At 40.4% G+C, this 21,543-nt stretch carries 20 protein-coding genes, 1 pseudogene and 1 other annotated feature; of the genes and pseudogenes, 10 read left to right on the top strand and 11 right to left on the bottom strand.

What is annotated here, in order from left to right; all coding sequences use genetic code 11:
• Positions 1–6 precede the first annotated feature (6 nt).
• The 3 genes from FTV32_RS10035 to FTV32_RS10025 all read right to left on the bottom strand — a co-directional run bounded on the left by FTV32_RS10035 (position 7) and on the right by FTV32_RS10025 (position 2,055).
• Positions 7–507: a chalcone isomerase family protein gene (locus tag FTV32_RS10035; RefSeq protein ID WP_035269027.1), complete on the bottom strand. Its 501-nt coding sequence runs from the start codon at positions 505–507 to the stop codon at positions 7–9.
• Positions 483–1,055: a nuclear transport factor 2 family protein gene (locus FTV32_RS10030; RefSeq protein WP_035269030.1), complete on the bottom strand. Its 573-nt coding sequence runs from the start codon at positions 1,053–1,055 to the stop codon at positions 483–485. Before FTV32_RS10030 ends, FTV32_RS10035 begins: the two co-directional genes overlap by 25 nt.
• 118 nt (positions 1,056–1,173) lie before the next feature.
• Positions 1,174–2,055 carry a LysR family transcriptional regulator gene (locus FTV32_RS10025; RefSeq protein ID WP_180028553.1) on the bottom strand — a complete coding sequence of 294 codons (882 nt, stop codon included), beginning with the start codon at positions 2,053–2,055 and terminating at the stop codon, positions 1,174–1,176.
• 102 nt (positions 2,056–2,157) lie between these two features.
• Here FTV32_RS10025 and trpB point away from each other — a divergent pair, with 102 nt between their 5' ends.
• Both trpB and trpA read left to right on the top strand, forming a co-directional pair.
• Positions 2,158–3,369: a tryptophan synthase subunit beta gene (trpB, locus tag FTV32_RS10020; RefSeq protein ID WP_035269038.1), complete on the top strand. Its 1,212-nt coding sequence runs from the start codon at positions 2,158–2,160 to the stop codon at positions 3,367–3,369.
• On the top strand, positions 3,366–4,154 hold the full coding sequence (gene trpA, locus FTV32_RS10015) for a tryptophan synthase subunit alpha (protein ID WP_035269040.1): 789 nt from the start codon (positions 3,366–3,368) through the stop codon (positions 4,152–4,154). The genes trpB and trpA overlap by 4 nt, the downstream gene beginning before the upstream one ends.
• A 125-nt stretch (positions 4,155–4,279) precedes the next feature.
• Here trpA and ribA read toward each other — a convergent pair whose 3' ends face one another.
• Complete coding sequence (gene ribA, locus FTV32_RS10010; RefSeq protein WP_035269041.1) at positions 4,280–4,882, bottom strand: GTP cyclohydrolase II; 603 nt, start codon at positions 4,880–4,882, stop codon at positions 4,280–4,282.
• Between the two features lie 147 nt (positions 4,883–5,029).
• Between ribA and FTV32_RS10005 the strand changes: the two are divergent.
• From FTV32_RS10005 to FTV32_RS09970, 8 genes and pseudogenes are all read left to right on the top strand, one after another.
• Positions 5,030–5,762, top strand: a pseudogene (locus FTV32_RS10005) (integrase core domain-containing protein).
• Positions 5,305–5,421, top strand: a sequence feature (AL1L pseudoknot). Its footprint overlaps the pseudogene before it by 117 nt.
• A gap of 206 nt (positions 5,763–5,968) precedes the next feature.
• Positions 5,969–6,382, top strand: a complete 414-nt coding sequence (locus FTV32_RS10000) for a cation efflux protein, CzcI-like (RefSeq protein ID WP_005401819.1) — start codon at positions 5,969–5,971, stop codon at positions 6,380–6,382.
• A 48-nt stretch (positions 6,383–6,430) separates the two neighbouring features.
• The gene (locus tag FTV32_RS09995) at positions 6,431–7,756 is read left to right on the top strand and encodes a TolC family protein (protein WP_035269736.1); all 1,326 of its coding nucleotides are present in this window, start codon (positions 6,431–6,433) and stop codon (positions 7,754–7,756) included.
• 1 nt (position 7,757) lies between these two features.
• On the top strand, positions 7,758–8,987 hold the full coding sequence (locus tag FTV32_RS09990) for an efflux RND transporter periplasmic adaptor subunit (RefSeq protein ID WP_016658777.1): 1,230 nt from the start codon (positions 7,758–7,760) through the stop codon (positions 8,985–8,987).
• Entirely contained in the window at positions 8,977–12,117 is a 3,141-nt protein-coding gene (locus tag FTV32_RS09985) for an efflux RND transporter permease subunit (protein ID WP_005028604.1), read from the top strand. Before FTV32_RS09990 ends, FTV32_RS09985 begins: the two co-directional genes overlap by 11 nt.
• Before the next feature lie 86 nt (positions 12,118–12,203).
• Positions 12,204–13,103 carry a cation diffusion facilitator family transporter gene (locus tag FTV32_RS09980; protein WP_005028603.1) on the top strand — a complete coding sequence of 300 codons (900 nt, stop codon included), beginning with the start codon at positions 12,204–12,206 and terminating at the stop codon, positions 13,101–13,103.
• A gap of 494 nt (positions 13,104–13,597) precedes the next feature.
• On the top strand, positions 13,598–15,085 hold the full coding sequence (locus FTV32_RS09975; protein WP_004726783.1) for a SulP family inorganic anion transporter: 1,488 nt from the start codon (positions 13,598–13,600) through the stop codon (positions 15,083–15,085).
• Positions 15,086–15,097: 12 nt separating this feature from the next.
• Complete coding sequence (locus FTV32_RS09970) at positions 15,098–15,949, top strand: universal stress protein (protein ID WP_004726781.1); 852 nt, start codon at positions 15,098–15,100, stop codon at positions 15,947–15,949.
• A gap of 162 nt (positions 15,950–16,111) precedes the next feature.
• Here FTV32_RS09970 and FTV32_RS09965 read toward each other — a convergent pair whose 3' ends face one another.
• Genes FTV32_RS09965 through arsC form a run of 7 tightly spaced genes read right to left on the bottom strand, consistent with a single transcriptional unit; the run spans position 16,112 to position 21,298 of the window.
• Positions 16,112–17,275: an ArsO family NAD(P)H-dependent flavin-containing monooxygenase gene (locus FTV32_RS09965; protein ID WP_004726779.1), complete on the bottom strand. Its 1,164-nt coding sequence runs from the start codon at positions 17,273–17,275 to the stop codon at positions 16,112–16,114.
• 24 nt (positions 17,276–17,299) lie between these two features.
• A complete protein-coding gene (gene trxB / locus FTV32_RS09960) occupies positions 17,300–18,250 on the bottom strand; it encodes a thioredoxin-disulfide reductase (protein WP_004726777.1) in 951 nt (316 codons plus the stop codon).
• Between the two features lie 18 nt (positions 18,251–18,268).
• Entirely contained in the window at positions 18,269–18,973 is a 705-nt protein-coding gene (gene arsH, locus FTV32_RS09955) for an arsenical resistance protein ArsH (protein WP_004644739.1), read from the bottom strand.
• Between the two features lie 4 nt (positions 18,974–18,977).
• Complete coding sequence (arsB, locus tag FTV32_RS09950) at positions 18,978–20,018, bottom strand: ACR3 family arsenite efflux transporter (protein ID WP_004644740.1); 1,041 nt, start codon at positions 20,016–20,018, stop codon at positions 18,978–18,980.
• 5 nt (positions 20,019–20,023) lie between these two features.
• Entirely contained in the window at positions 20,024–20,497 is a 474-nt protein-coding gene (locus tag FTV32_RS09945) for an arsenate reductase ArsC (RefSeq protein WP_005220137.1), read from the bottom strand.
• 4 nt (positions 20,498–20,501) lie between these two features.
• Positions 20,502–20,825, bottom strand: coding sequence for a metalloregulator ArsR/SmtB family transcription factor (locus FTV32_RS09940; protein ID WP_004644742.1), 324 nt, complete (start codon positions 20,823–20,825; stop codon positions 20,502–20,504).
• 44 nt (positions 20,826–20,869) lie between these two features.
• Positions 20,870–21,298 (bottom strand): arsenate reductase (glutaredoxin), encoded by a 429-nt coding sequence (arsC, locus tag FTV32_RS09935; protein ID WP_004644743.1) that lies wholly within the window; start codon positions 21,296–21,298, stop codon positions 20,870–20,872.
• Positions 21,299–21,543 lie beyond the last annotated feature (245 nt).

Below are 21,543 nucleotides of genomic sequence, written 5' to 3'. Positions count from 1 at the left end.
CAGATACTAATTTAATAATTGCTGTTTTAATTTAGCACTAAATGGCTGGGGACCCAGCCATATATTAAAATATTGTTGTGCCAGAGGATGTTTAAGCTGCCCTAAACCTTGCTGGTTCAAGGATAAGCTCAGGGTCTGTGTAGCATGGTTGTATTTTAAACGGTATAGGTCGCCTGATCTGACCGGACGATACAAATCGGTGATTGGGTTGAATAGAGCATGTATTTTTGCGTCTTTAACATTACGTTTCAGTAAATGTGTGGCCGCACGCTTAAATGCCCATTCCGGAATATTCTGTGTATAGGAAAAGTCCATCTGTATATTTTGTTTTTCCCAGAATTGGCTACAGTTTTGGGCAAAATAACTGGCCATACCGACCTGTTTTTGACCCACCATCAGCGGACCATTGCCGCATTGATTCAGGCTTTGTGCCTGTGCCCATGGACAGAAGCTACATCCCATCACTAACGCTGTACTAATCGCTATTTTTTGAAAGGCAGTAGCCATGAGTAGACTCCTCCAACATAAGGCAGGGAACGGTACAGGCCATTCGCAGGGTCCCAGAAATCCTGCTGGAAAATAATCTTGTTGTTTTCGTTGATCTTGATTTCACTGATACCGTAAGAGTCCATACTGCGGGTCGTGCCGAACAATTTAAAATCATAGGCCATATGCCAGTGCACATAGGCAGAGTCCTGATGATAAGAAGCGTTTAACAGCTTGACGCTGACCTTGCTGACCCGTTTGTTCATGCCTTGAAAGTGCTCGAGTAGATTTTGACGGGATGAAAATTGCGATAGCGTATCGTTAATAAACAGCTGGTCGGCATACAGTGCTCCAGCATTTTCCACAAATTCCGGTGTGCCCAAGGTATTAAAGGCTGAGGTAAAGCGGAGGCCGATATCCTGAGCTTTAGCCTGATCCAGCGCTATCCCCTGAATACCGGTTCTGGATTGGGCATAATCGGCTGAATAACTGGGAATACTTTTACATCCGGCTAACAACAGAAGCGGCAAGGATAAGGCTGTAGCAATTAGTGTTTTTACAAGTCTCATCAACAGTGTCCGTAAGAAGTGTATGTTTATACCTTAGGCAGCACAGCGTGAATAGAATGTGAAATAGACGTTATAGATGAGCAATTGAATAGAATTTTTCAAATCAAAGATTAAATGTTTAACTTTTTTCTTCGGCCATTAACCAATTAATGATATTCATAACATCACGATTTTCATTATTTTTTCTGACCATTGCATAAAAATTATAGTCACAATAGATAAAACCAAAAGGGGCAATGATCTTTCCATTTAACATTTCTTTTTCTACTAGAATTTGAGGTGCTATGGCAATTCCTAACCCAGACACGGCAGCTTCTATCATTAAATTCAGACTATCAAAATAACGGTCATTGGATTTTGGGCAAAAGCTTATTTGAAACTGATCAAACCATGTATGCCATGCACTTTTATTTGAGTGGGTATGAAGTAATGGATAGTTTAAAAGATCATTTACGGAATGAAGAAGATTTATTTCACGATTACAAATAGGACCCATGTTATCGGGAAATAACAGATATTTATTCAAAAAGTTGGGAAGTAGATGATGCTCACTGACGCTATTGATCAATATGTCAACCTTCTCTTTTTCTAACAATTTTAAGTCATTACATGTCATTAATTTGATATGGATATTGGGATAAATGACTTCGAGCTTTTCTAATCGAGGAATCAGCCAATTTGCCATAAAACTATGAGAAGCGCCTATGACAACTTCTACTTCTGAAGTTTTATTTGTTAACTCAAAGACACATTGTTCTAAACGATTAAAAAGCTCCATACAAACGAGCGATAATTCTTCGGCATCCACCGTCAGAGAGATGGTCGAGGAATGTCGAATAAACAATTTTTTATCCAACCATTCTTCTAACTGCTTTATTTGATGGCTAATCGCACTATGGGTGACACATAATTCTTCGGCAGCTAAGCTGAAACTTTTATTTCTGGCGACAGCTTCGAAAGCTTTTAAAGCATTAAGAGGAGGTAATGTTCTGCGTTTCATGTTGTAAAATTTTCTAACACCATAAGCTCAAAATATATCAATTATCAGAAAAATGAAAATATTTTAAGATCGAACAAGTTTTGATAGTAAAAGAGATATGAGATGACAACCCCTTATACAGGTAATGGTCCTGATGACTTAGGATTTTTTGGTAAATTTGGCGGATGTTACATGCCAGAGAGCTTAATGCCAGCACTTCAAGAATTAGAGCAAGCCTTTAATAATGTTCGGCACAAACCTGAATTTTGGGCTGAATATCAGCAGATTTTAACGGACTTTGTTGGTCGTCCTAGTCCTCTTTTTTATGCAAAAAACCTAACAGCTTATGCAGGCGGCGCTCGAATATATTTCAAGCGAGAAGATTTGAACCATACGGGTGCGCATAAGATCAATAATTGTGTAGGCCAAATCTTATTAGCCAAATTTATGGGCAAAACCAGAATCATTGCAGAAACGGGTGCTGGGCAACATGGTGTTGCAACAGCAACGGTTTGCGCGCTGTTTAAGATGAAATGTACCATTTTTATGGGAGAAACAGATATTCAGCGCCAACAAATGAATGTTGAGCGCATGAAATTACTCGGTGCTGAAGTCAGGAGTGTTCAAAAAGGGCGTGGGACTTTAAAAGATGCCATGAATGAAGCATTACGTGACTGGATTCGTCATGTGGATACAACCTATTACCTATTGGGTACGGGTGCAGGCCCTCATCCATATCCCACCATGGTCAGAGAATTTCAGAAAATTATTGGTTTAGAAGCCAGAAACCAAATACTCCAGAAAGAAAATAAGCTGCCTGATGCTCTAGTTGCTTGCGTTGGTGGGGGGTCAAATGCATTAGGGTTGATGCATCCTTTTCTAGAAGACCTGAATGTCAAAATGTTTGGCGTTGAAGCGGGTGGAAAAGGAACAAATAGCGGTGAACATGCCGCCTCTATTTGCAAGGGTCAAGTCGGTGTGCTGCATGGCAATTTAACTTATTTATTACAAGATTCAGATGGGCAAATTTTAGAGGGGCACTCTATATCAGCTGGCTTAGATTATCCTGGTGTTGGTCCTGAGCATGGTCTTCTGTTTGAAACAAGACGTGTTACATATACGGCGATCACCGATCAAGAAGCGGTAAATGCCTTTCAGCTTTTAAGTCAACAGGAGGGTATTATTCCTGCTCTTGAGAGTTCTCATGCGATTGCATATGCGATTCAACTTGCTCAAGAAATGCAGCCAGAACAGATCATTATTGTCAATTTAAGTGGCAGAGGAGACAAAGACTTAAACACGGTCAAAAAATATCTTGCAGGAGCTACAGCATGAACCGTCTAGATCAAAAATTAGAGCAATTGAAACTGGAAAATCGAAGCGGTCTGGTCTGTTATTTTACTGCTGGAGATCCTAATTTTACAGAAAGTTGTCGTCTGTTAAGCCAATTGGGTCAAGCAGGGGCTGACATTATTGAAGTGGGTATTCCATTTTCTGATCCAGTGGCAGATGGAGAGATCATTCAGGCAGCGCATCTTCGGGCTTTAGATGCAGGTCAAACGGTAAAACAGACCATTGAGTTGGTAAAAGTAACCAGGCTGCATGATGACCAGACACCAATAATTTTCATGACTTATTTAAATCCGATTATGCAATATGGTTTTGAGACACTTATCGCTGAAACAGAAAATCTTATAGATGGAATATTGATTTTAGATGCTCCATATGGATATCGAGAAAAATTTGAGGTGCAATTAAATGAAAAAAATATGCATTTAATTGCAATGACCGCGCCGACGACCCCAGTTGAAAGGTTAGAGCAAATTTCAGCGCGCGCGACAGGTTTTTTATATCATGTTGCAGAAAATGGCTTAACAGGAGGAGACTTCAATCTATCTAATCTTGAGAAAAAGATAACTGAAATTAAGCCAATTTTTAATATTCCAGTTGCAATTGGCTTTGGGATCAAAAATGAAAGCCATGTTAAAGCACTAGCCAATAAAGTAGATCTTATTATTATTGGCTCAGCGCTTGTCGATACTTTTTTTAATAAGGGAATGAATGCTACTTTAGAAAAAGTGACGGTTTTTGCACAGATACTGAGACAAAATAAAGAATAGTCAGGCAGCTTTCATAAATCTTCTTTAAAACCATAATTGAATATAAAACAATATTTTATCTTGTCTTTCTCCCGAAAGGGAGATGGAACTTTATACGTGGATATTTTTCTAAAAGTGATCGCTTTTTAAAAATCACTATTATCATATAGATGTGACATGCGTTTTTGCTTTGTTTCAAGATAAGCTTTGTTAAAGATATTTAAACCAACTTTTAAAGGAATACGTTCAACAACATTAATTCCTAAATCAGTTAAAGATTTAATTTTAAGGGGATTATTTGTAATGAGTTTTACATTCTTTATTTTTAAATAATCTAACATAATGGTACACACATCATATTTACGAGCATCTGCTGGTAAATTTAATAATAAATTGGCGTCAAGAGTATCATGTCCTTGGTCTTGAAGGGCGTAAGCTCGAATTTTATTGGTTAGTCCTATGCCGCGACCTTCTTGGCGCAAGTATAAGATCACACCTTGACCTGCATCATTAATCATTTTCATGGTTGAATGTAATTGGGGGCCACAATCACATTTGAGTGATCCAAAAGCGTCACCTGTTAAGCACTCTGAATGAATTCTAACGAGTACAGGTTGATTAGAAATAGTACCCATGCCTTTGGCAAGAGCAATATGTTCTTCACCAGTACTTTGGTCTTGAAATGCTATAATTTCAAAATCGCCAAATGCAGTAGGTAACTTTGATTTGGAAACAAATTCTATAGCCATTTAATTATACCCCTGTATTTTAAGAATTTAGAAACTTTCAACTATTACTTTCCACCTAAAATAGTTCTCAGATAGTGAAATTTATGTGAAAACACAATGAACCGTACCGGGTTTGTCGGAGACTCAGTATTCTGAGAGAATGTTCCGATGACCAAATTAAAATATACCCCTGAAATCAGAGAAAGAGCGGTTCAATTATTGATTGAATCTGAAAAAGACTATCCATCTAATTGGGCTGCGATCACAGCTATTGCGCCTAAGATTGGTTGTACTCCTGAAACACTTCGTGCTTGGCATCAAAAGCATTTAGATGAGCAAAATCCTATCAAAGTACAACAGATCTCTGATCAAGAAAAAATGAAGCAAATGGAACGTGAAATCAAAGAATTAAAGCGTGCCAATGAAATTCTGCGTAAAGCAGCCGCTTTTTTCGCCCAGGCGGAGCTCGACCGCCCACACAAATAATGGTGGATTTCATCCATAACAATAAGGCGTTATATGGTGTTGAGGCGATTTGTAGGATTTTACCGATCTCAGCTTCTACCTATTATCGAACACTAGATATTGCTGAAAACCCAGAACATCGAGCAAAGCGAGATCTACTCGTTTAGAAGCAGCAAATTTACGAGCATCAGTCGGTACGACCGGTGATTCATACGATAACGCTTTGGCTGAAACAGTGAATGGGTTATACAAAACAGAGGTGATTGAATATTTAAAAGCAGACTGGCAAGGTTTAGCGGATGTACAACTTGCGACATTAAATTGGGTAGATTGGTTCAACAAAAAGCGTGTACACAGCGCATTGGGTTATGTATCGCCTTTTGAGTTTGAAGCAATGTACTATGATAAGATTAACCCGTTAGGTCAGGTGGCCTAACTTAAATAAAAAGTCTCCGACAAACCCGGTACGGTTCACTATCTATTGTTATTCTTACCTGAAATTGATGTGAGCTTATAGAGACAAGGTAAATTTGCAAAAGTGCCGGCTATTCAGTGTTCATTGAATGTTTAATTTAATTTATTAAGCTTGACCTTGGAGTGGCTCTAAGCCTTATACTTGGTACAAATTTTTCGATTGTTATGATGATGCGTTCTACTACATGGATTACAGTCTTGGTTGGATTGTTCATGTTCCAAAGCTTTTGGAATGTGGCGGCGGCCTTTTGTGTCCATGAACAACAGCCTCAATCACAGCAGAGTTATCATTTTGGTCATCACCAAAATACCTTGTGTGCCAGCGATAGTCGTCAACACGATCATAATGGACAGTCAGAAAACATAAAAACATTCAGTAGCGATTTAGAAATCGGTGAAGATCATCAAGATCATCTACCATCGATGACGCATTTGATTGTACAAAATGAAAAAGTAGATGTGTTTCATCCAAGCTCTGAAGTTAAAGTGAATCCACAATTTCATTGGAAAAACAGCTATCAGGCTCCTGACCTGTTTCAACAAAGCCCACCTCCCAAATTTTCCCCGCTCATGGTGGGGTAGCCTAAAACATTCCCACCACTTTTATTATTTAAATAAGTGGGAAAAATCATGTCTTCACAATCAATTATACTCTTGCGTCATAGCTTGGTTGCTTGTATATGTGCAGCGGCTATGCAATATAGCTATGCTGAAAACGTTACCAGCTTTGAATCCGCTTTAGCAAAAGTACAAAGTTACCAGACTCAAGACAAGCTGTGGCAACAAGTTCAGCAAATATCTGAATTGAATATTCAGCAAAGTCGGTTATGGCAGAATCCAAGTATAAGTTTAGAACAGTCTGGCTTTGGCTCAGGTCAAGAACAGGAATTCAATGTTGGCGTTAGTCAACCTCTAGATCTATTTGGTCAGCGTAAGCTGAACCGGGTGATTGCCAATACCTCGAATCAACAAATCCAATTGCAACAGCAATTATGGAAGGCACAAAGCCAACTGATTGTTAAATTTGCATGGTCGCAATTTGCACTTGCTGAGGTTGAGCAGTCTGCTTATTCAGTACAGTTAAAAACAAGTAAAGCCAATCTGGACAGTGCCCAGAAACGCTATCAGGCAGGCAGTATTGCCCTGGTTGATTTTGAGCGTACCCAAATTGAAGCGCTAGAAATCCAACGACTTTATCAGCAAGCGATGCTGAATAAACAAGCTGCCGGTCGTCAGCTGTCTAATTTGTGGGGGGGAGAAACATCTTCACATCTTCAATTGAATAAAACCGCTATCCCTTGGCCAGAGCAAAGTCTCCAAACTGTGCAACGGTATATTGCTGAAGGGTGGCTAGAAAAATTCTATGCCTTGAACATTCAGCAATCGGATCATCAAATTGAAAATTTAAGAATTCAGGCACGTCCCAATCCGACTTTAAATGTAGGCATGAAACGTAGCAAAACCCCTAATGAAAGCAACGATACGACTTTGGCAATCGGCGTGGCTATTCCACTGAATATTTTCAACCGCCAGCAATATGCGATCCCGATGGTCCAGCAACAGCAAATATTGCTGAACCAACAGCAGCAGCGTGAGCTGAAGCAACAAATACTCAATATTGCCAACAGCATGCATCAGCTCAAAGGTTTACGTAGCCAGTTCGATGCCACAACAGCACAAGTTACTTTGGCGACCAAAGTTCAGAGCCGTACTTTACAAGGGTTTCAGGCAGGGAAACTGTCCATTACCGACGTTCAGCAAGCAACCACCCAACTGCAGAATCTTCGATTGGGTCAATTACAAATTCTACGTCAAGCTTGGCAAACTGCCCTCGCAGCTGAGGCACTCAGTATTGGCACAAGTTATGAAGAAATTAGCCGTTCGGATGCCTATACACAACTGAATAAAAAGGCAGTCGAAGCATCGCAAAATTTAATCAATGGGGGAGCACGATAAAATGAACGCCAAGCAAAACGGAAAAATATCCCAGTCTCTCATGATTGCAATTTTGATTCTGATTACGGTCTTGGTCAGTCTGGTTATTTGGTTAAGTTCAAAAAAAACTGAATCTGAGGGGCATGGTCATGATGAGGGAAATGCCGAACATTCTGATGAAGATAGTTCTGAAGAAGGACATGCTGAAGAAGGCGAAATACAACTGACCAGCCAACAAATGGTTGAACAAGGTTTAAAAGTTGCTGTTGCATCCACAGGATTGGTTGAAAAGCTGACAACCCTGCCAGGTAAATTGGTGGTGAATACCGATCAACAAGCGCATATATCGCCTAATTTTAGTGGTCATGTCGAGCAGGTCAATGTGGCTTTAGGACAGAGCGTGCAAAAAGGACAAACGCTGGCTGTACTAATCGTGCCTGAACTGATCGACCAACAGGCAAATCTGCGTATGGCACAGGTGAATCTGGATTTGGCCCGTAAAGATTACCAGCGCGAACAGCAACTCTGGTCACAGGGGATTTCTGCCAAACAGGATTACCAGCGTGCCGAAAATGCCTACCGTCAAGCGCAGATTACTGTCCAGTCCTCACAAGCACGTTTAAATGCATTAGGTGCAAGTGGCAATAACAATGGGCGTTTTCTGATTAAAGCACCGATCTCTGGGGTGATCAGTCAAAAAGATATTGTGGTCGGTGAAAATGTGCAACTGGCTAATCAGCTCTTTGTCATTGAACAGCTGAAAGATTTATGGCTTGAGTTTAATTTGCCGAATCAATTCTCAGGTCAACTGCAAGCCGGGCAAAAAATTGACTTTAAAGTGAATGATTCAGATCAAATCTATAAAGCTACTGTACAAAGCTTAACCTCTCAGGCAGATGTACAAACAGGGCGTCTGGTGGTGCGCGCAAAACTCGATGCGCAAGCTACTGAGTTGCGTTCTAATGTGTTAGTGAGAGTGTTGATTCCGGAAGCTACAGCAAAATCAGCCCTTCGGATTCAAAAGTCTGCGCTGCAAAGTATTGAAGGTGAAGACAGTATTTTCATCGTAGATTCAGAACAAAAAGGTCAAGTCCACTTAAAAGCACAGAAAGTGCAATTGGGGCAGGCTTCAAGTGATGGACAATGGCTTGAAGTGATTTCTGGGCTGACTGAAGGGCAGAAGTATATCGCTCAAGGCAGTTTCTTGTTGAAATCTGAATTAGAAAAAGACGAGGCAGGCCATGAACATTAATTCTGATCTGCCAAAACCAGAAGGTTTATTCGAACGAATCATTCAGTTTTCCATACAAAATGCGATTTGGGTGTTGCTCTTTGTCTGTACCTGGATTGCGGTCGGGGTGTATAGCTATCAGAAACTCCCGATTGATGCTGTACCCGATATTACCAATACCCAAGTCCAGATTAATACTCAAGCCAAGGGTTTTACTGCGCTTGAAGTCGAACAGCGGATTACCTATCCCATTGAAAATGCCATGGCTGGCATTCCGGATCTGGAGCTTACCCGTTCCATATCCCGTTATGGACTCTCTCAAGTCACCATTGTCTTTAAAGATGGGACTGATATTTATTGGGCCCGTCAGCAGATTAACCAACGGATACAGGAGGCGCAATCTGAGTTGCCTGCACAAATCGCACCGACGATGTCCCCCGTTTCTACGGGTCTCGGTGAGATTTATCAATGGGTACTGAAGGCAGATCCGAATGCGAAAAAGCCGGATGGAACTGCATACACGCCGATGGATTTGCGTGAGATTCAGGACTGGATTGTGCGTCCTCAACTGCAACGTGTTAAGGGAGTTGCAGAGGTCAACAGTATTGGTGGTTTTGAAAAAACCTATGTGGTCTCTCCCGATTTAAACCGGATGCAGCAACTGAATATCTCATTAGAACAACTGCAACAGGCTTTAGCGCAAAATAATGAGAACCGAGGTGCAGGTTATATTGAAGACAATGGTCAGCAACTGACGGTACGTGTACCGGGTACATTCAATGGGCTTTCTGATATTGAGAACACCATGCTGGGTAGCCCAAATGGCAGCCCAATTCGGGTTGGTGATATTGCGCAAGTCTCTATTGGGCATGATTTAAGAACCGGTGGGGCAACCTATAACGGCAAAGAAACCGTTTTAGGGATTGCCATGATGGCGATGGGTGGAAATAGCCGGACTGTTTCTAAAGCTGTGGATGCCAAGCTTCAAGATATTCAGAATAGTTTGCCTAAAGGGGTAGTGATTGAACCGGTGTACGACCGTACTACCTTGGTTGAGAAGGCGATTAAAACCGTTCAGAAAAACTTGGTAGAGGGAGCAATCCTGGTCATCATCATTCTGTTCCTGTTTTTAGGGAATATCCGTGCTGCCTTGATTACTGCCTGTGTCATTCCACTCTCTATGCTGTTTACCTTAACCGGGATGGCACAGAAAAATATCAGTGCCAATCTGATGAGTTTAGGTGCACTCGATTTCGGCATCATTGTCGATGGTGCTGTGGTGATTGTCGAAAACTGTATCCGGCGTTTAGCCCATACACAGCAACTGTTAAAACGACCTCTCACACAAAGTGAACGCTTTAAGGAAGTTTTTCTGGCTGCCCGCCAAGCACGTCGTCCTCTTATTTTTGGTCAGCTTATTATTTTGGTGGTGTATTTGCCGATTTTTGCTTTAAGTGGTGTAGAAGCAAAACTATTTCATCCGATGGCTTTAACCGTTGTTCTCGCACTGGTGGCAGCTATTATTTTATCGATCACCTTTGTGCCCGCTGCAGTTGCTTTATGGGTTAAAGGGGAGATCAAAGAAACGGAAAGCCGTTGGATGATCTGGCTCAAAACCCGATATCAACAGATATTGGATGGAGCCTATCATTACAAAGCGGTGGTTTTAACTTTTGCCATTTGTCTCCTGGTCATTACGGGTCTGCTCAGCACGAAGATTGGCAGTGAGTTTGCACCCCAGCTGAGTGAAGGTGATTTTGCGGTACAGCAATTACGTTCTCCAAGCACAGGCTTGGAAGAGTCTTTACGTATTCAGGAAAATACCGAAAAGCTTTTACTGAAAAACTTTCCCGAAATTAAAGCTATATTTGCCCGTACCGGGACTGCTGAAGTGGCGACAGATGTGATGCCACCGAATATTTCCGATGGTTATATCATGCTGAAACCACGTGAGGAATGGCCAGATTCAAAAGAAAGCCTAGATGCACTTCGAACCCGAATGGAAGCTTATCTTGCGACAATTCCCGGCAATAACAGTGAGTTTTCTCAGCCTATTGAGCTACGTTTTAATGAACTGATTTCAGGTATACGCAGTGATGTGGGGGTGAAGGTTTTTGGTGATGACATGCAGGTTTTGAATACTGAGGCTGCAAAAATCGCGAAAATCATTCAGCAAGTCGCAGGTAGCAGTGCGGTGAAAGTTGAACAAACTTCGGGTCTGCCTTTACTCAATGTAGAGATTGATAAAGCTTTAGCTGCCCAGTATGGCTTGAGTGTGAAATCTATTCAGGATGTGGTGGCTGCAAGTATTGGTGGACAAAGCGTGGGAGAGATTTTAGAAGGCGATCGTCGTTTTGATTTTGTTATCCGTCTTGGAGAGCAAGACCGTAGTGTCGCATCTGTTTCCCAGTTACCTATTCAGCTTCCAAATGGTGGCAGTATTTTATTGTCGGATGTCGCGCAAGTCTCGACCATTGAAGGAATCAACCAAGTCAGTCGAGAAAATGGTAAACGCCGAGTTGTGGTTACAACGAATGTTGAAGGGCGTGATTTAGGGTCTTTTGTTTCTGATGTACAGACACAGCTCAAAGCATACACTTTGCCAAGTGGTTATTGGATAGAATATGGCGGTCAGTTTGAAAATTTGGCTTCAGCCAAAGCACGGATGCAAATCGTGATTCCACTGGCTTTAATCACTATCTTTATTTTACTGATGGCGGTCTTTCACAATGTCAAAGAAAGTCTATTGGTCTTTACCGGGGTACCCTTTGCCTTGACCGGTGGTGTGCTGTTCCTTTGGCTAAGGGATATTCCATTATCGATGTCAGCTGGAATTGGCTTTATTGCCTTATCTGGTGTTGCAGTCCTCAATGGACTGGTAATGCTGACCTTTATTAAGGAATTAAGGGACAAATATCCAGTGCATAAAGCCGTGTGGCAAGGGGCTATTTTGCGCTTAAGACCAGTGTTGATGACAGCTTGTGTGGCTTCACTGGGTTTTGTACCAATGGCGCTGGCAACCGGAACAGGGGCTGAGGTTCAACGGCCACTGGCAACCGTAGTGATTGGCGGGATTATCTCTTCAACATTACTAACTTTGGTGCTGTTACCCGTGCTTTATCGTTGGATAAATGAAAAGAAAGTTTCTTAATCCAATAGATTAGTCGATTTACAGCAGAGATATTGGCTGTTATCCAATATCTCTGCTCATCATAAATAGAATAAGGAAAATATTTTATGTCAGAACATCATGATCATAGCCATGCGGTTGTTACTGAAGAAAATAGTAAGAAGTTAATGGTTGCCTTAGGTTTAACGACCACTTTTTTAATAGTAGAAGTTGTCGCTGCTTTTATTACCCAAAGTTTGGCTTTGTTATCTGATGCAGCTCATATGTTTACTGATGTAGCCGCTTTAGCTATTGCTCTTGCCGCTATCAAAATTGGTAAAAAAGCCGCAGATGATAAAAGAACTTTTGGCTATCAGCGATTTGAAATTTTAGCGGCTCTGTTTAATGCGGTGATGCTTTTTGTGGTAGCAATATATATTGTATATGAAGCTTATCAACGTTTTACGAATCCTGCTGAAATTCAAAGTGTTGGAATGATGATTGTCGCGGTCATTGGTTTGGTCATAAATTTGATTTCAATGAAAATCCTTTCTGCTAGTGCTGAAGGAAGTCTAAATATAAAAGGTGCATATTTAGAAGTTCTTAGTGATGCTCTAGGATCGATAGGCGTGATTATCGGAGGAATAGTTATTTATTTTACCCAGTGGATGTGGGTTGATACCGTAATCGCTGTGTTAATTGGCTTCTGGGTCTTACCTCGAACTTGGATTTTATTAAAACAAAGTATTCATATTCTGCTTGAAGGAGTTCCTGATGAGATTGATATTGAGTCGTTAAGAAATGATTTATTGAAGCTAGAGGGCGTTGAAGGGATTCATCAGTTGAAAGTCTGGGCTATATCCTCAAGAAATATTCATTTAACTGCTCATTTGGTTGCTCCGAATAGCAATACAGATCAACTCTATCAAAAGGCCTTAGAAGTTCTAAAACATAATCATAATATTACTGAAATTACGTTACAAATAGAAAATACGAAATGTAATACATTGAACCAACATAAACACTAATTTGGACTTTAGTCTTCATATAGATGTTTTGTGTAACTTTAAAGTATGCTCTAAAGTTACACTAAAGTGTTGATCTAAGAAAAAGTATCAATTTTTATCTACCCTTTGTAAAATTTATATCACTTAAGCGCAATCCCAATAAAATAAGCATGTACAAAATAAAAGTAGCTGTCTTTAACTGCTATTTTTGATGGTTGTTCAAATCCATTTCTTCAAGGGAACATCATTGACTCAAATTTTTATTTGCAGAAGTGTCCTATATTTTCTTTCAAATTGCGGCTAGGGTGGATATAAAAGGACCTAGCTGCTATCATTGCCCCCGAAATCCTCCAAAATAGATATCTTTCTTAATATGACACTTACGCCACCATAAGTTTATTTACCTCTTAATTCAGTAAATAACTCATCACTGTCTAGTGATGTGGTGTAGTAGCTTGTGTGTCATATATCACATCACTAGCCTTTCCTAAAATTTAAAAAAATAGGCTATTTTCATGTTATCCACTATTCGAGAACAATGGTTCTCCAATATTCGCGGGGATGTTCTTGCGGGTATTGTTGTTGCTTTGGCTCTAATTCCTGAAGCAATTGCCTTCTCCATCATTGCAGGTGTCGATCCTAAAGTCGGGCTATATGCTTCATTCTGTATTGCAGTTGTGATTGCTTTCGTAGGTGGTCGCCCTGGTATGATTTCTGCTGCAACTGGTGCAATGGCTTTATTAATGGTCACACTGGTTAAAGACCATGGTCTGCAATACTTATTAGCAGCCACAATTTTGACAGGATTTATTCAAATCCTAGCAGGTTATCTAAAATTAGGTGCTCTGATGCGGTTTGTATCAAAGTCAGTCGTGATTGGCTTTGTGAATGCCTTAGCTATTCTAATTTTTATGGCTCAATTGCCTGAACTCACCAATGTGACATGGCATGTCTATGCGATGACAGTTGGAGGTTTAGCTATTATTTATCTATTCCCTTATATCCCAGTGATAGGGAAGCTTTTACCCTCTCCTCTCATTTGTATTGTCCTCCTTACGCTCTTTGCCTTGTTCATTGGTTTAGATGTAAGAACCGTAGGCGATATGGGGCAATTACCAGATACGCTACCAATTTTCTTACTTCCTGATATTCCTTTAAATCTTGAAACTTTAGCTATTATTTTGCCTTATTCACTGGGATTAGCAGCCGTCGGTTTGCTTGAATCTATGATGACCGCAACAATTGTGGATGATTTAACCGATACCAATAGTGATAAAAACCGTGAGTGTAAAGGACAAGGTGTTGCCAATGTCGCATCTGGCTTTTTAGGCGGAATGGCAGGCTGTGCCATGATTGGTCAATCCATTATTAATGTGAAATCTGGTGGACGTACCCGTTTATCATCATTTAGTGCTGGGGTCTTCCTGTTAATTATGGTGGTGTTTATCAGTGACTGGCTCAAAGTCATTCCAATGGCTGCACTGGTTGCGGTCATGATCATGGTAGCAATCGGAACATTTAACTGGGATTCATTACGAAATATTCGCCAATATCCAGTTTCTAGCAATATCGTGATGATCGTTACAGTCGTCGTGGTCGTTGCAACACATAACTTGGCTTATGGCGTATTAGTCGGTGTACTTCTTTCTGCATTATTTTTTGCCAATAAAATTGAACGCTACATGGCAATTCAGTCCGAATTTAATGAACCTGAAAATACCCGTATTTATACGGTAACAGGTCAAGTGTTCTTCAGCTCAGCAGATAAATTTACTTCTGCATTTGATTTCAAAGAAGCACTTTCAAAAGTTGTGATTGATGTTAGCCAGGCTCACTTCTGGGATGTGTCTGCGGTCGCTGCCGTAGATAAAGTGGTCATTAAGTTTAGACGTGAAGGAACAGAAGTCGAACTTATTGGAATGAATGAAGCCAGCAAAACCTTAGTCGATAAGTTTGGTATCCATGATAAGCCAGATGCTTTAGATCGCTTAAATAGCCACTAAGAGGGATGAATTATGTCAAAAATTATTGCATGTATTGATGGATCATTAGCAACAAATACCGTTTGTGATTATGCAGCTTGGTTTAGCGATAAACTTAGTTCACCGCTTAAGTTATTACATGTTATTGATAAGCCAAAAGCGAAAGCACCACAAGATTTAAGCGGTGCAATCGGCTTGGGAAGTCGAGAAACATTGCTAAATGAGTTGGTTGAACTTGAAGAGCGTAAGGGGAAGATTGAGCTAGAGCATGGCCAAATTCTTCTTCGGGAAGCAAAGAATTATCTATTGGAGAAGTTCTCTATTGATGCTCAAAGTTTTCAACGTCACGGCAGTCTTTTAGAAACAATTATGGGAATGGAAGAAGACATTCGAGTTCTTATTATGGGGAAGCATGGAACTGAAACCGAGCATGATTCCAGTAAAGTTGGAACCCATATTGAAAATGTTGTTCGTGCCCTTCATAAACCCGTATTAATAACATCTGCACCCTTTAGTCCACCTAAGTCTTTTTTAATTGCTTTTGATGGAAGTCCTACTGCACGTATTTGTGTAGACAAAATTGCAAATAGTCCTTTATTAAAAACCCTGACAGCTCATGTGGTATATGTTGGTAAGCCAAATAGTGATATGACATCTCAAGTTACTTGGGCAAAAGAGCTGCTTGCAAATAATGGTTTTAATGTAATTGATATCGTACTTGAAGGTGATGTCGATAAATCAATATTAGATTACCAAGAGAAAAACGCTATTGATATGATGGTGGTTGGTGCATATGGTCACTCAAAGATACGCCAGTTTTTTATTGGGAGTACGACGACCAAATTGTTGTCAAGCTCAATAAAACCTGTACTTTTATTGAGATGACACTAAAGCCTTGAATAGATTTTTTATCTATTCAAGGCTTGGTATTTATAATTAGGTAGGGCGACTAAAATTATGAAAATGGAATTACTTTAACTCACCTGATATAGCTGAAGCATGAAAGTAAAAGAATTGGCTTTAAAATCATCTAAGGGAGTAGATAGCTTATTTTTCTAAAGAATTTTTAGTATCAACTTCGTGTAGATAAGCAACGATTTCATCCACTGTGGCTCTCGCTGCCCTTGAAACACCCACCAGTGTCGCTGAACCAGGTCCGGTCCATTCACCATATCCTACTAACCATAGGTTAGATTGTTTGACTGATCTGCTTCCTTCAACCAGTATCGTATTATTTTCCTCTACTATTCCAAGTGGCTTTAAATGGTCTAAAGTCGCTTTAAATCCAGTACACCAAATCACTGCATCAACCTGTTGAAAAGATCCATCTTCCCAAATCACGCCATTTTCCGTAAAAACCGAAAATGGGCGCTCACTATGTAAAACGCCTCGTGCACGTGCATCTTTGACTGAATCAATCATGACAATATCACCCAGACCGCCAACAGGCTGATCTATTGTACGGCCTTCTAATTGTGCCTTTAAACGCTCTGTCGCACGTAAAAACAGTACACGGCCATCAACATCATCTGCTAAAAATTGAGGAGGTGTTGGCGTGATCCAAAGAGTGTCTGCCACTTGGGAAACTTCAGCCAAAATTTGTGCTCCAGAATTTCCACCACCGACTATCATGACGTGCTTATCTTTAAAAAGTTCTGCATTTTGATAATGGGCGGAGTGTAATTGCAGACCTTTGAAATTTTCTTGGCCAGGGTAAGATGGGATATAAGGATGACTCCAGGTGCCCGTTGCACTGATTACAGCCTTGGCTCTCCATGTCTGTTCACCTGCATGCACACTCAATACTTCTCCTTCGCTTTTGACGTGATCAACATATACAGGACGAATAATCGGAAAGTGGTAACGCTGCTCATATTGCTGCAAGTATTCAATAACTTCTTTCTTGGTCGGATACGTTTGTTCTGTATTCGGCATAACCCAACCTGGTAAGGAACTCCAGCTATTCGGTGAAAACAGACGCAAAGAATTCCAAGCATGTAACCAGGCTCCACCTGCTTGATTTTGATCATCTAAAATAATAAATGGTATTTTTTTTCGCTTTAAAAAATAAGCTGTAGATAAAGCTGCCTGTCCACCACCGATAATGATGACATCAGTTTCCGTCTGTTTCTGATTCAAAGCCTTGTCCCCTTTTATTTTTTCTTTAATATAAAAACCCAATCCTGAAGACTGGGCTTTTACAATATTCACTATATTTTTATGACAACATCAAAATCAACTTAAACTATCAAGATATTTTTCAGCATCTAATGCAGCCATACAACCGGAGCCTGCTGAAGTAATCGCTTGGCGATAAACTGAATCAGCCACATCACCGGCAGCGAATACACCTTGCACTGAAGTAGCAGTGGCATTCCCCGCTGTTCCGCTTTGGATCTGAATATAGCCATCACGTAACTCAAGTTGCGCTGAAAACATCTCAGTATTTGGTTTGTGACCAATTGCCACGAATAAACCCTGTACCTCAATATCTTGCTTTGATCCATCTACAGTGGATTTTAAACGCACTCCAGTTACTCCGGTGTTATCGCCTAACACTTCATCCACTTGATTGTTCCAAAGAATGCTAATTTTGCCTTCTTTCTGTTTTGCAAAAAGATGGTCTTGTAGAATTTTTTCAGAACGCAATGAATCTCGGCGATGTACTAAAGTCACGTGAGCTGCAATATTAGACAGGTAAAGCGCCTCTTCAACCGCAGTGTTACCACCGCCTACAACCATCACCTTCTGGTTCTTATAGAAGAAACCGTCACAAGTTGCACAGGCACTTACACCTTGCCCCATGAATTTGGCTTCAGACTCAAGACCTAAGTATTGTGCCGTTGCACCTGTGGCAATAATCAGGGCATCACAGGTGAGTTCTTCCATATCGCCTTTCAGCACGAATGGACGAACGCTTAAATCCACTTTACTGATATGGTCATAGACGATTTCGGTGCCAAAACGTTCCGCATGCGCTTGCATACGTTCCATGAGTGCGGGGCCTGTTAAACCTTCTGGATCACCCGGCCAGTTATCGACTTCAGTGGTCGTGGTTAATTGACCACCGAGTTGTAAGCCTGCAACTAAAGTGGGTTTAAGATTAGCCCGTGCTGCATATACCGCAGCGCTGTAACCCGCAGGACCTGAGCCAAGAATGATTAATTTAGAATGTCTCTTTTGCATTTAAGATCAACTGGCAGCTTACAAACTGCGCTGATTGACACGTTTAGATAATTCTTCAGCTGATTCCTTACGTTCTGAATAACGATCTGTCAGGTATTTGCTTTGTCCACGAGTCAGTAGGGTGAACTTAAATAACTCTTCCATCACATCCACAATCCGGTCATAGAAAGCCGAAGGTTTCATTCGTCCATCTTCTTCAAACTCCAAAAAAGCTTTTGGAACTGAAGACTGATTTGGAATGGTGATCATCCGCATCCACCGCCCCAAAATACGCATCTGGTTCAGGCTGTTAAAGGACTGTGATCCGCCACTGACTTGCATCAAGGCAAGAGTTTTACCTTGGGTTGCACGGATTGCCCCTCCTGCCAGTGGAATCCAGTCGATTTGAGATTTAAAGATGGAACTCATAGAACCATGGCGTTCAGGTGAACACCAGACCATGCCTTCTGACCATGCTAAAAGCTCATGCAACTCTTTTACTTTTGGATGCTCAGTATCCGCATCTTCTGGTAAAGGAAGCCCTTTAGGATGAAAGATTTTTATTTCCGCCCCAAAATGCTCAAGGATTCGACCGGCTTCAAGAACTGCAAGGCGACTGTAAGAACGTTCTCGATTAGAGCCATACAGCAGCAAAATTCGCGGAGGATGAGCAAGTTCTTTGGCTTGAACTTTTTCAAAGGTGGGTTGCTCAAGAAGATTTAGATCTACATTTGGGAGATTCATAGAGTTAGGCCTCTTTAAAAACTTTCTTTCTCAGCCAGAGTGAAACACTCACCAAGGCAATCAACACAGGAACTTCGACCAGTGGGCCAATAATCGTGGTAAAAGCAACAGGGGACGCGATACCAAAAGTTGCAATCGCTACTGCAAGTGATAATTCAAAATTATTCCCCGCTGCGGTAAATGCAATTGCTGTGGTCTTAGGATAGTCATTGCCCATCCATTTACTCATAAAGAAACTGATGAAGAACATTAAAACGAAGTAAATGGTTAAAGGAATCGCGATGCGTAAAACTTCAAGCGGAAGACTCACGACATCACCGCCTTTTAGGCTAAACATGGCCAGAATGGTGAACAGCAAAGCCATTAAACTCAGCGGACTGATTTTCGGAATGAACTTGGTTTCATACCATTCCACGCCTTTCTGTTTCACCAAAATCCATCGCGTTAAGAAACCTAATAAGAACGGAATACCAAGATAAACCAGAACAGCATGGGTGATGGTCCAGAAATCGACATTAATGACCTGCGAAGCGACACCAAAATAGGGTGGAAGGAAGGTCAGGAATAACCAGGCATAGGTACTGAAAAATAGAATCTGGAAGATGCTGTTAAAGGCAACTAATGCTGCAACATATTGATTATCACCACACGCCAAGCCATTCCACACCAGAACCATGGCAATACATCGAGCAAGACCGATCAGGATGACACCGGTCATATATTCTGGATAACTATGTAAAAATATGATTGCCAGGGCAAACATGAGTACTGGCGCGATCAGCCAGTTTTGTACTAAGGATAAAGTAAGGGTTTTCTTATCCTTAAACACTTGTGGCAAAGTCGCATAGTTCACTTTTGCCAGTGGTGGATACATCATTAGAATAAGACCAATCGCGATTGGAATATTCACTGAATCAATGCTTAATTTATCGAGTGCGACAGAAGCCTGAGGAAAGAAGTTTCCGATGGCAATGCCTAAGGCCATGGCAATAAAAATCCATAGCGTCAGGTTGCGATCTAAAAAAGATAAGCGTTTTTCAGACATTTCACTTACTCAACGTTCGAAATTTGATTAATTGCTGCAATCAATTCTGAGCGAGATAGTTTATCTACATTAAGTTTAAATAAAGCATCTAAGCGACGATTGATATGTTCAACAGTGCTCATAAAGGCTTTCATTTTTTCTTCTTTATTCACGTCTAAGTGTGAAGGATCAGCCAAGCCCCAATGTGCCTTGATTGCTCCACCCAAATAAAGTGGACATGCTTCTTGAGCAGCAGAATCACATACTGTGATCACAACATCAGGTTGATATTGTTCACAATCATTAATCGTTTTACTCCATAAACCTTCGGTAGATAATCTTAAGTTTTCAAGGGTTTCTAAAGTTAGCGGGTGAACTTGACCTGAAGGCTTACTCCCAGCGCTATAGGCTTTCCAACCTTCTGGTGCTCGGCTATTAAACAAAACTTCAGACAAAATGCTACGGCAGCTATTTCCAGTACATAAAAATAAAAATTTCATTGAATTACTCACAATAACTATTTACAGAAAGGGGGTGTTGATCATCCAGCTTTGATTGAGATTGAACCGTCTTCAAAATATCTAAAATTTCATAACACCAGTTGGCCAATTTTGGATTGATACTGTAGTAAACCCATTGGCCTTGTCTGCGATCTTGAAGTAGCCCTGAAGCACGTAAAAGGGCTAAATGTCTTGAAATTTTAGGTTGACTGAGTTGTAGTTTTTCAGTCAAATCACATACACATAGTTCTTTATTTTCAACAATTAATGTCACTATATTGAGACGTGTTTCATCTGATAAGCATTTAAAAAAATTAACTTGATCCATATAAGTCTCCTTCACATTCTTTCCATTCAAGAGATGAGAAAGTGCTATTTAATTCTTAGGCCATTTTCATCAATAATTTTTTCACCATCTTCTTTGCTAAATGCGCCTTTCTGAGGAAACGGGAGAATATCCAAAACAACTTCAGAAGGACGACACAAACGTGTACCTAAATCCGTAACAACGAATGGGCGGTTAATCAAAATAGGATGTTGAAGCATAAAATTTAAAAGCTGTTCATCAGACCAATCTTCCCGAACAATTTCTAAATCAGAATATGGAGGTACATTTTTACGAATTGCTTCTCTAACACTTAAACCAGCACTACGAATAAGTTCAATTAATTCTGCTTTCGAAGGTGGGGTAATTAGATATTCAATAACGATTGGTTCAATTCCTGCATTTTGAATTAAAGCTAAGGTATTCCTTGATGTACCACACTCAGGATTGTGATAAATCTTTATGGTCGAGAACATTTTGACTGACTCTGCTATTAGAAACTCAGATATATTTATATACGTATTTCCACATATATGCAAATACGTATATTGATTTTATTTAAATTACTTAATGTCAATAAATGTATATATATTCTAGGACTTACGCATTGACGGATTCAAAAAAGTATTAAAATACTTTATAAAGTATCTGTGATCAGACGAATTAAACATGCTTCTACAGCAACTTGTACATTACCCATTTATATGGGCTTTCTCATGAC

The organism is Acinetobacter sp. YH16032 (assembly GCF_013417345.1).
Classification (GTDB): Bacteria; Pseudomonadota; Gammaproteobacteria; order Pseudomonadales; family Moraxellaceae; genus Acinetobacter.
This window is presented reverse-complemented; position numbering and strand designations above follow the sequence as displayed.

Excerpts from the sequence above, each read along its gene's own strand:
- ribA (WP_035269041.1), bottom strand. The coding sequence starts at position 4,882 with ATGGCTATAGAATTTGTTTCCAAATCAAAGTTACCTACTGCATTTGGC.
- FTV32_RS10035 (WP_035269027.1), bottom strand. The coding sequence starts at position 507 with ATGGCTACTGCCTTTCAAAAAATAGCGATTAGTACAGCGTTAGTGATG.
- FTV32_RS09990 (WP_016658777.1), top strand. The coding sequence starts at position 7,758 with ATGAACGCCAAGCAAAACGGAAAAATATCCCAGTCTCTCATGATTGCA.
- FTV32_RS09940 (WP_004644742.1), bottom strand. The coding sequence starts at position 20,825 with ATGGATCAAGTTAATTTTTTTAAATGCTTATCAGATGAAACACGTCTC.
- arsC (WP_004644743.1), bottom strand. The coding sequence starts at position 21,298 with ATGTTCTCGACCATAAAGATTTATCACAATCCTGAGTGTGGTACATCA.
- trpA (WP_035269040.1), top strand. The coding sequence starts at position 3,366 with ATGAACCGTCTAGATCAAAAATTAGAGCAATTGAAACTGGAAAATCGA.
- FTV32_RS10000 (WP_005401819.1), top strand. The coding sequence starts at position 5,969 with ATGATGCGTTCTACTACATGGATTACAGTCTTGGTTGGATTGTTCATG.
- arsH (WP_004644739.1), bottom strand. The coding sequence starts at position 18,973 with ATGAATCTCCCAAATGTAGATCTAAATCTTCTTGAGCAACCCACCTTT.
- trpB (WP_035269038.1), top strand. The coding sequence starts at position 2,158 with ATGACAACCCCTTATACAGGTAATGGTCCTGATGACTTAGGATTTTTT.
- FTV32_RS09945 (WP_005220137.1), bottom strand. The coding sequence starts at position 20,497 with ATGAAATTTTTATTTTTATGTACTGGAAATAGCTGCCGTAGCATTTTG.
- FTV32_RS09970 (WP_004726781.1), top strand. The coding sequence starts at position 15,098 with ATGTCAAAAATTATTGCATGTATTGATGGATCATTAGCAACAAATACC.
- FTV32_RS10025 (WP_180028553.1), bottom strand. The coding sequence starts at position 2,055 with ATGAAACGCAGAACATTACCTCCTCTTAATGCTTTAAAAGCTTTCGAA.
- FTV32_RS09980 (WP_005028603.1), top strand. The coding sequence starts at position 12,204 with ATGTCAGAACATCATGATCATAGCCATGCGGTTGTTACTGAAGAAAAT.
- trxB (WP_004726777.1), bottom strand. The coding sequence starts at position 18,250 with ATGCAAAAGAGACATTCTAAATTAATCATTCTTGGCTCAGGTCCTGCG.
- FTV32_RS10030 (WP_035269030.1), bottom strand. The coding sequence starts at position 1,055 with ATGAGACTTGTAAAAACACTAATTGCTACAGCCTTATCCTTGCCGCTT.
- FTV32_RS09975 (WP_004726783.1), top strand. The coding sequence starts at position 13,598 with ATGTTATCCACTATTCGAGAACAATGGTTCTCCAATATTCGCGGGGAT.
- FTV32_RS09985 (WP_005028604.1), top strand. The coding sequence starts at position 8,977 with ATGAACATTAATTCTGATCTGCCAAAACCAGAAGGTTTATTCGAACGA.
- FTV32_RS09995 (WP_035269736.1), top strand. The coding sequence starts at position 6,431 with ATGTCTTCACAATCAATTATACTCTTGCGTCATAGCTTGGTTGCTTGT.
- arsB (WP_004644740.1), bottom strand. The coding sequence starts at position 20,018 with ATGTCTGAAAAACGCTTATCTTTTTTAGATCGCAACCTGACGCTATGG.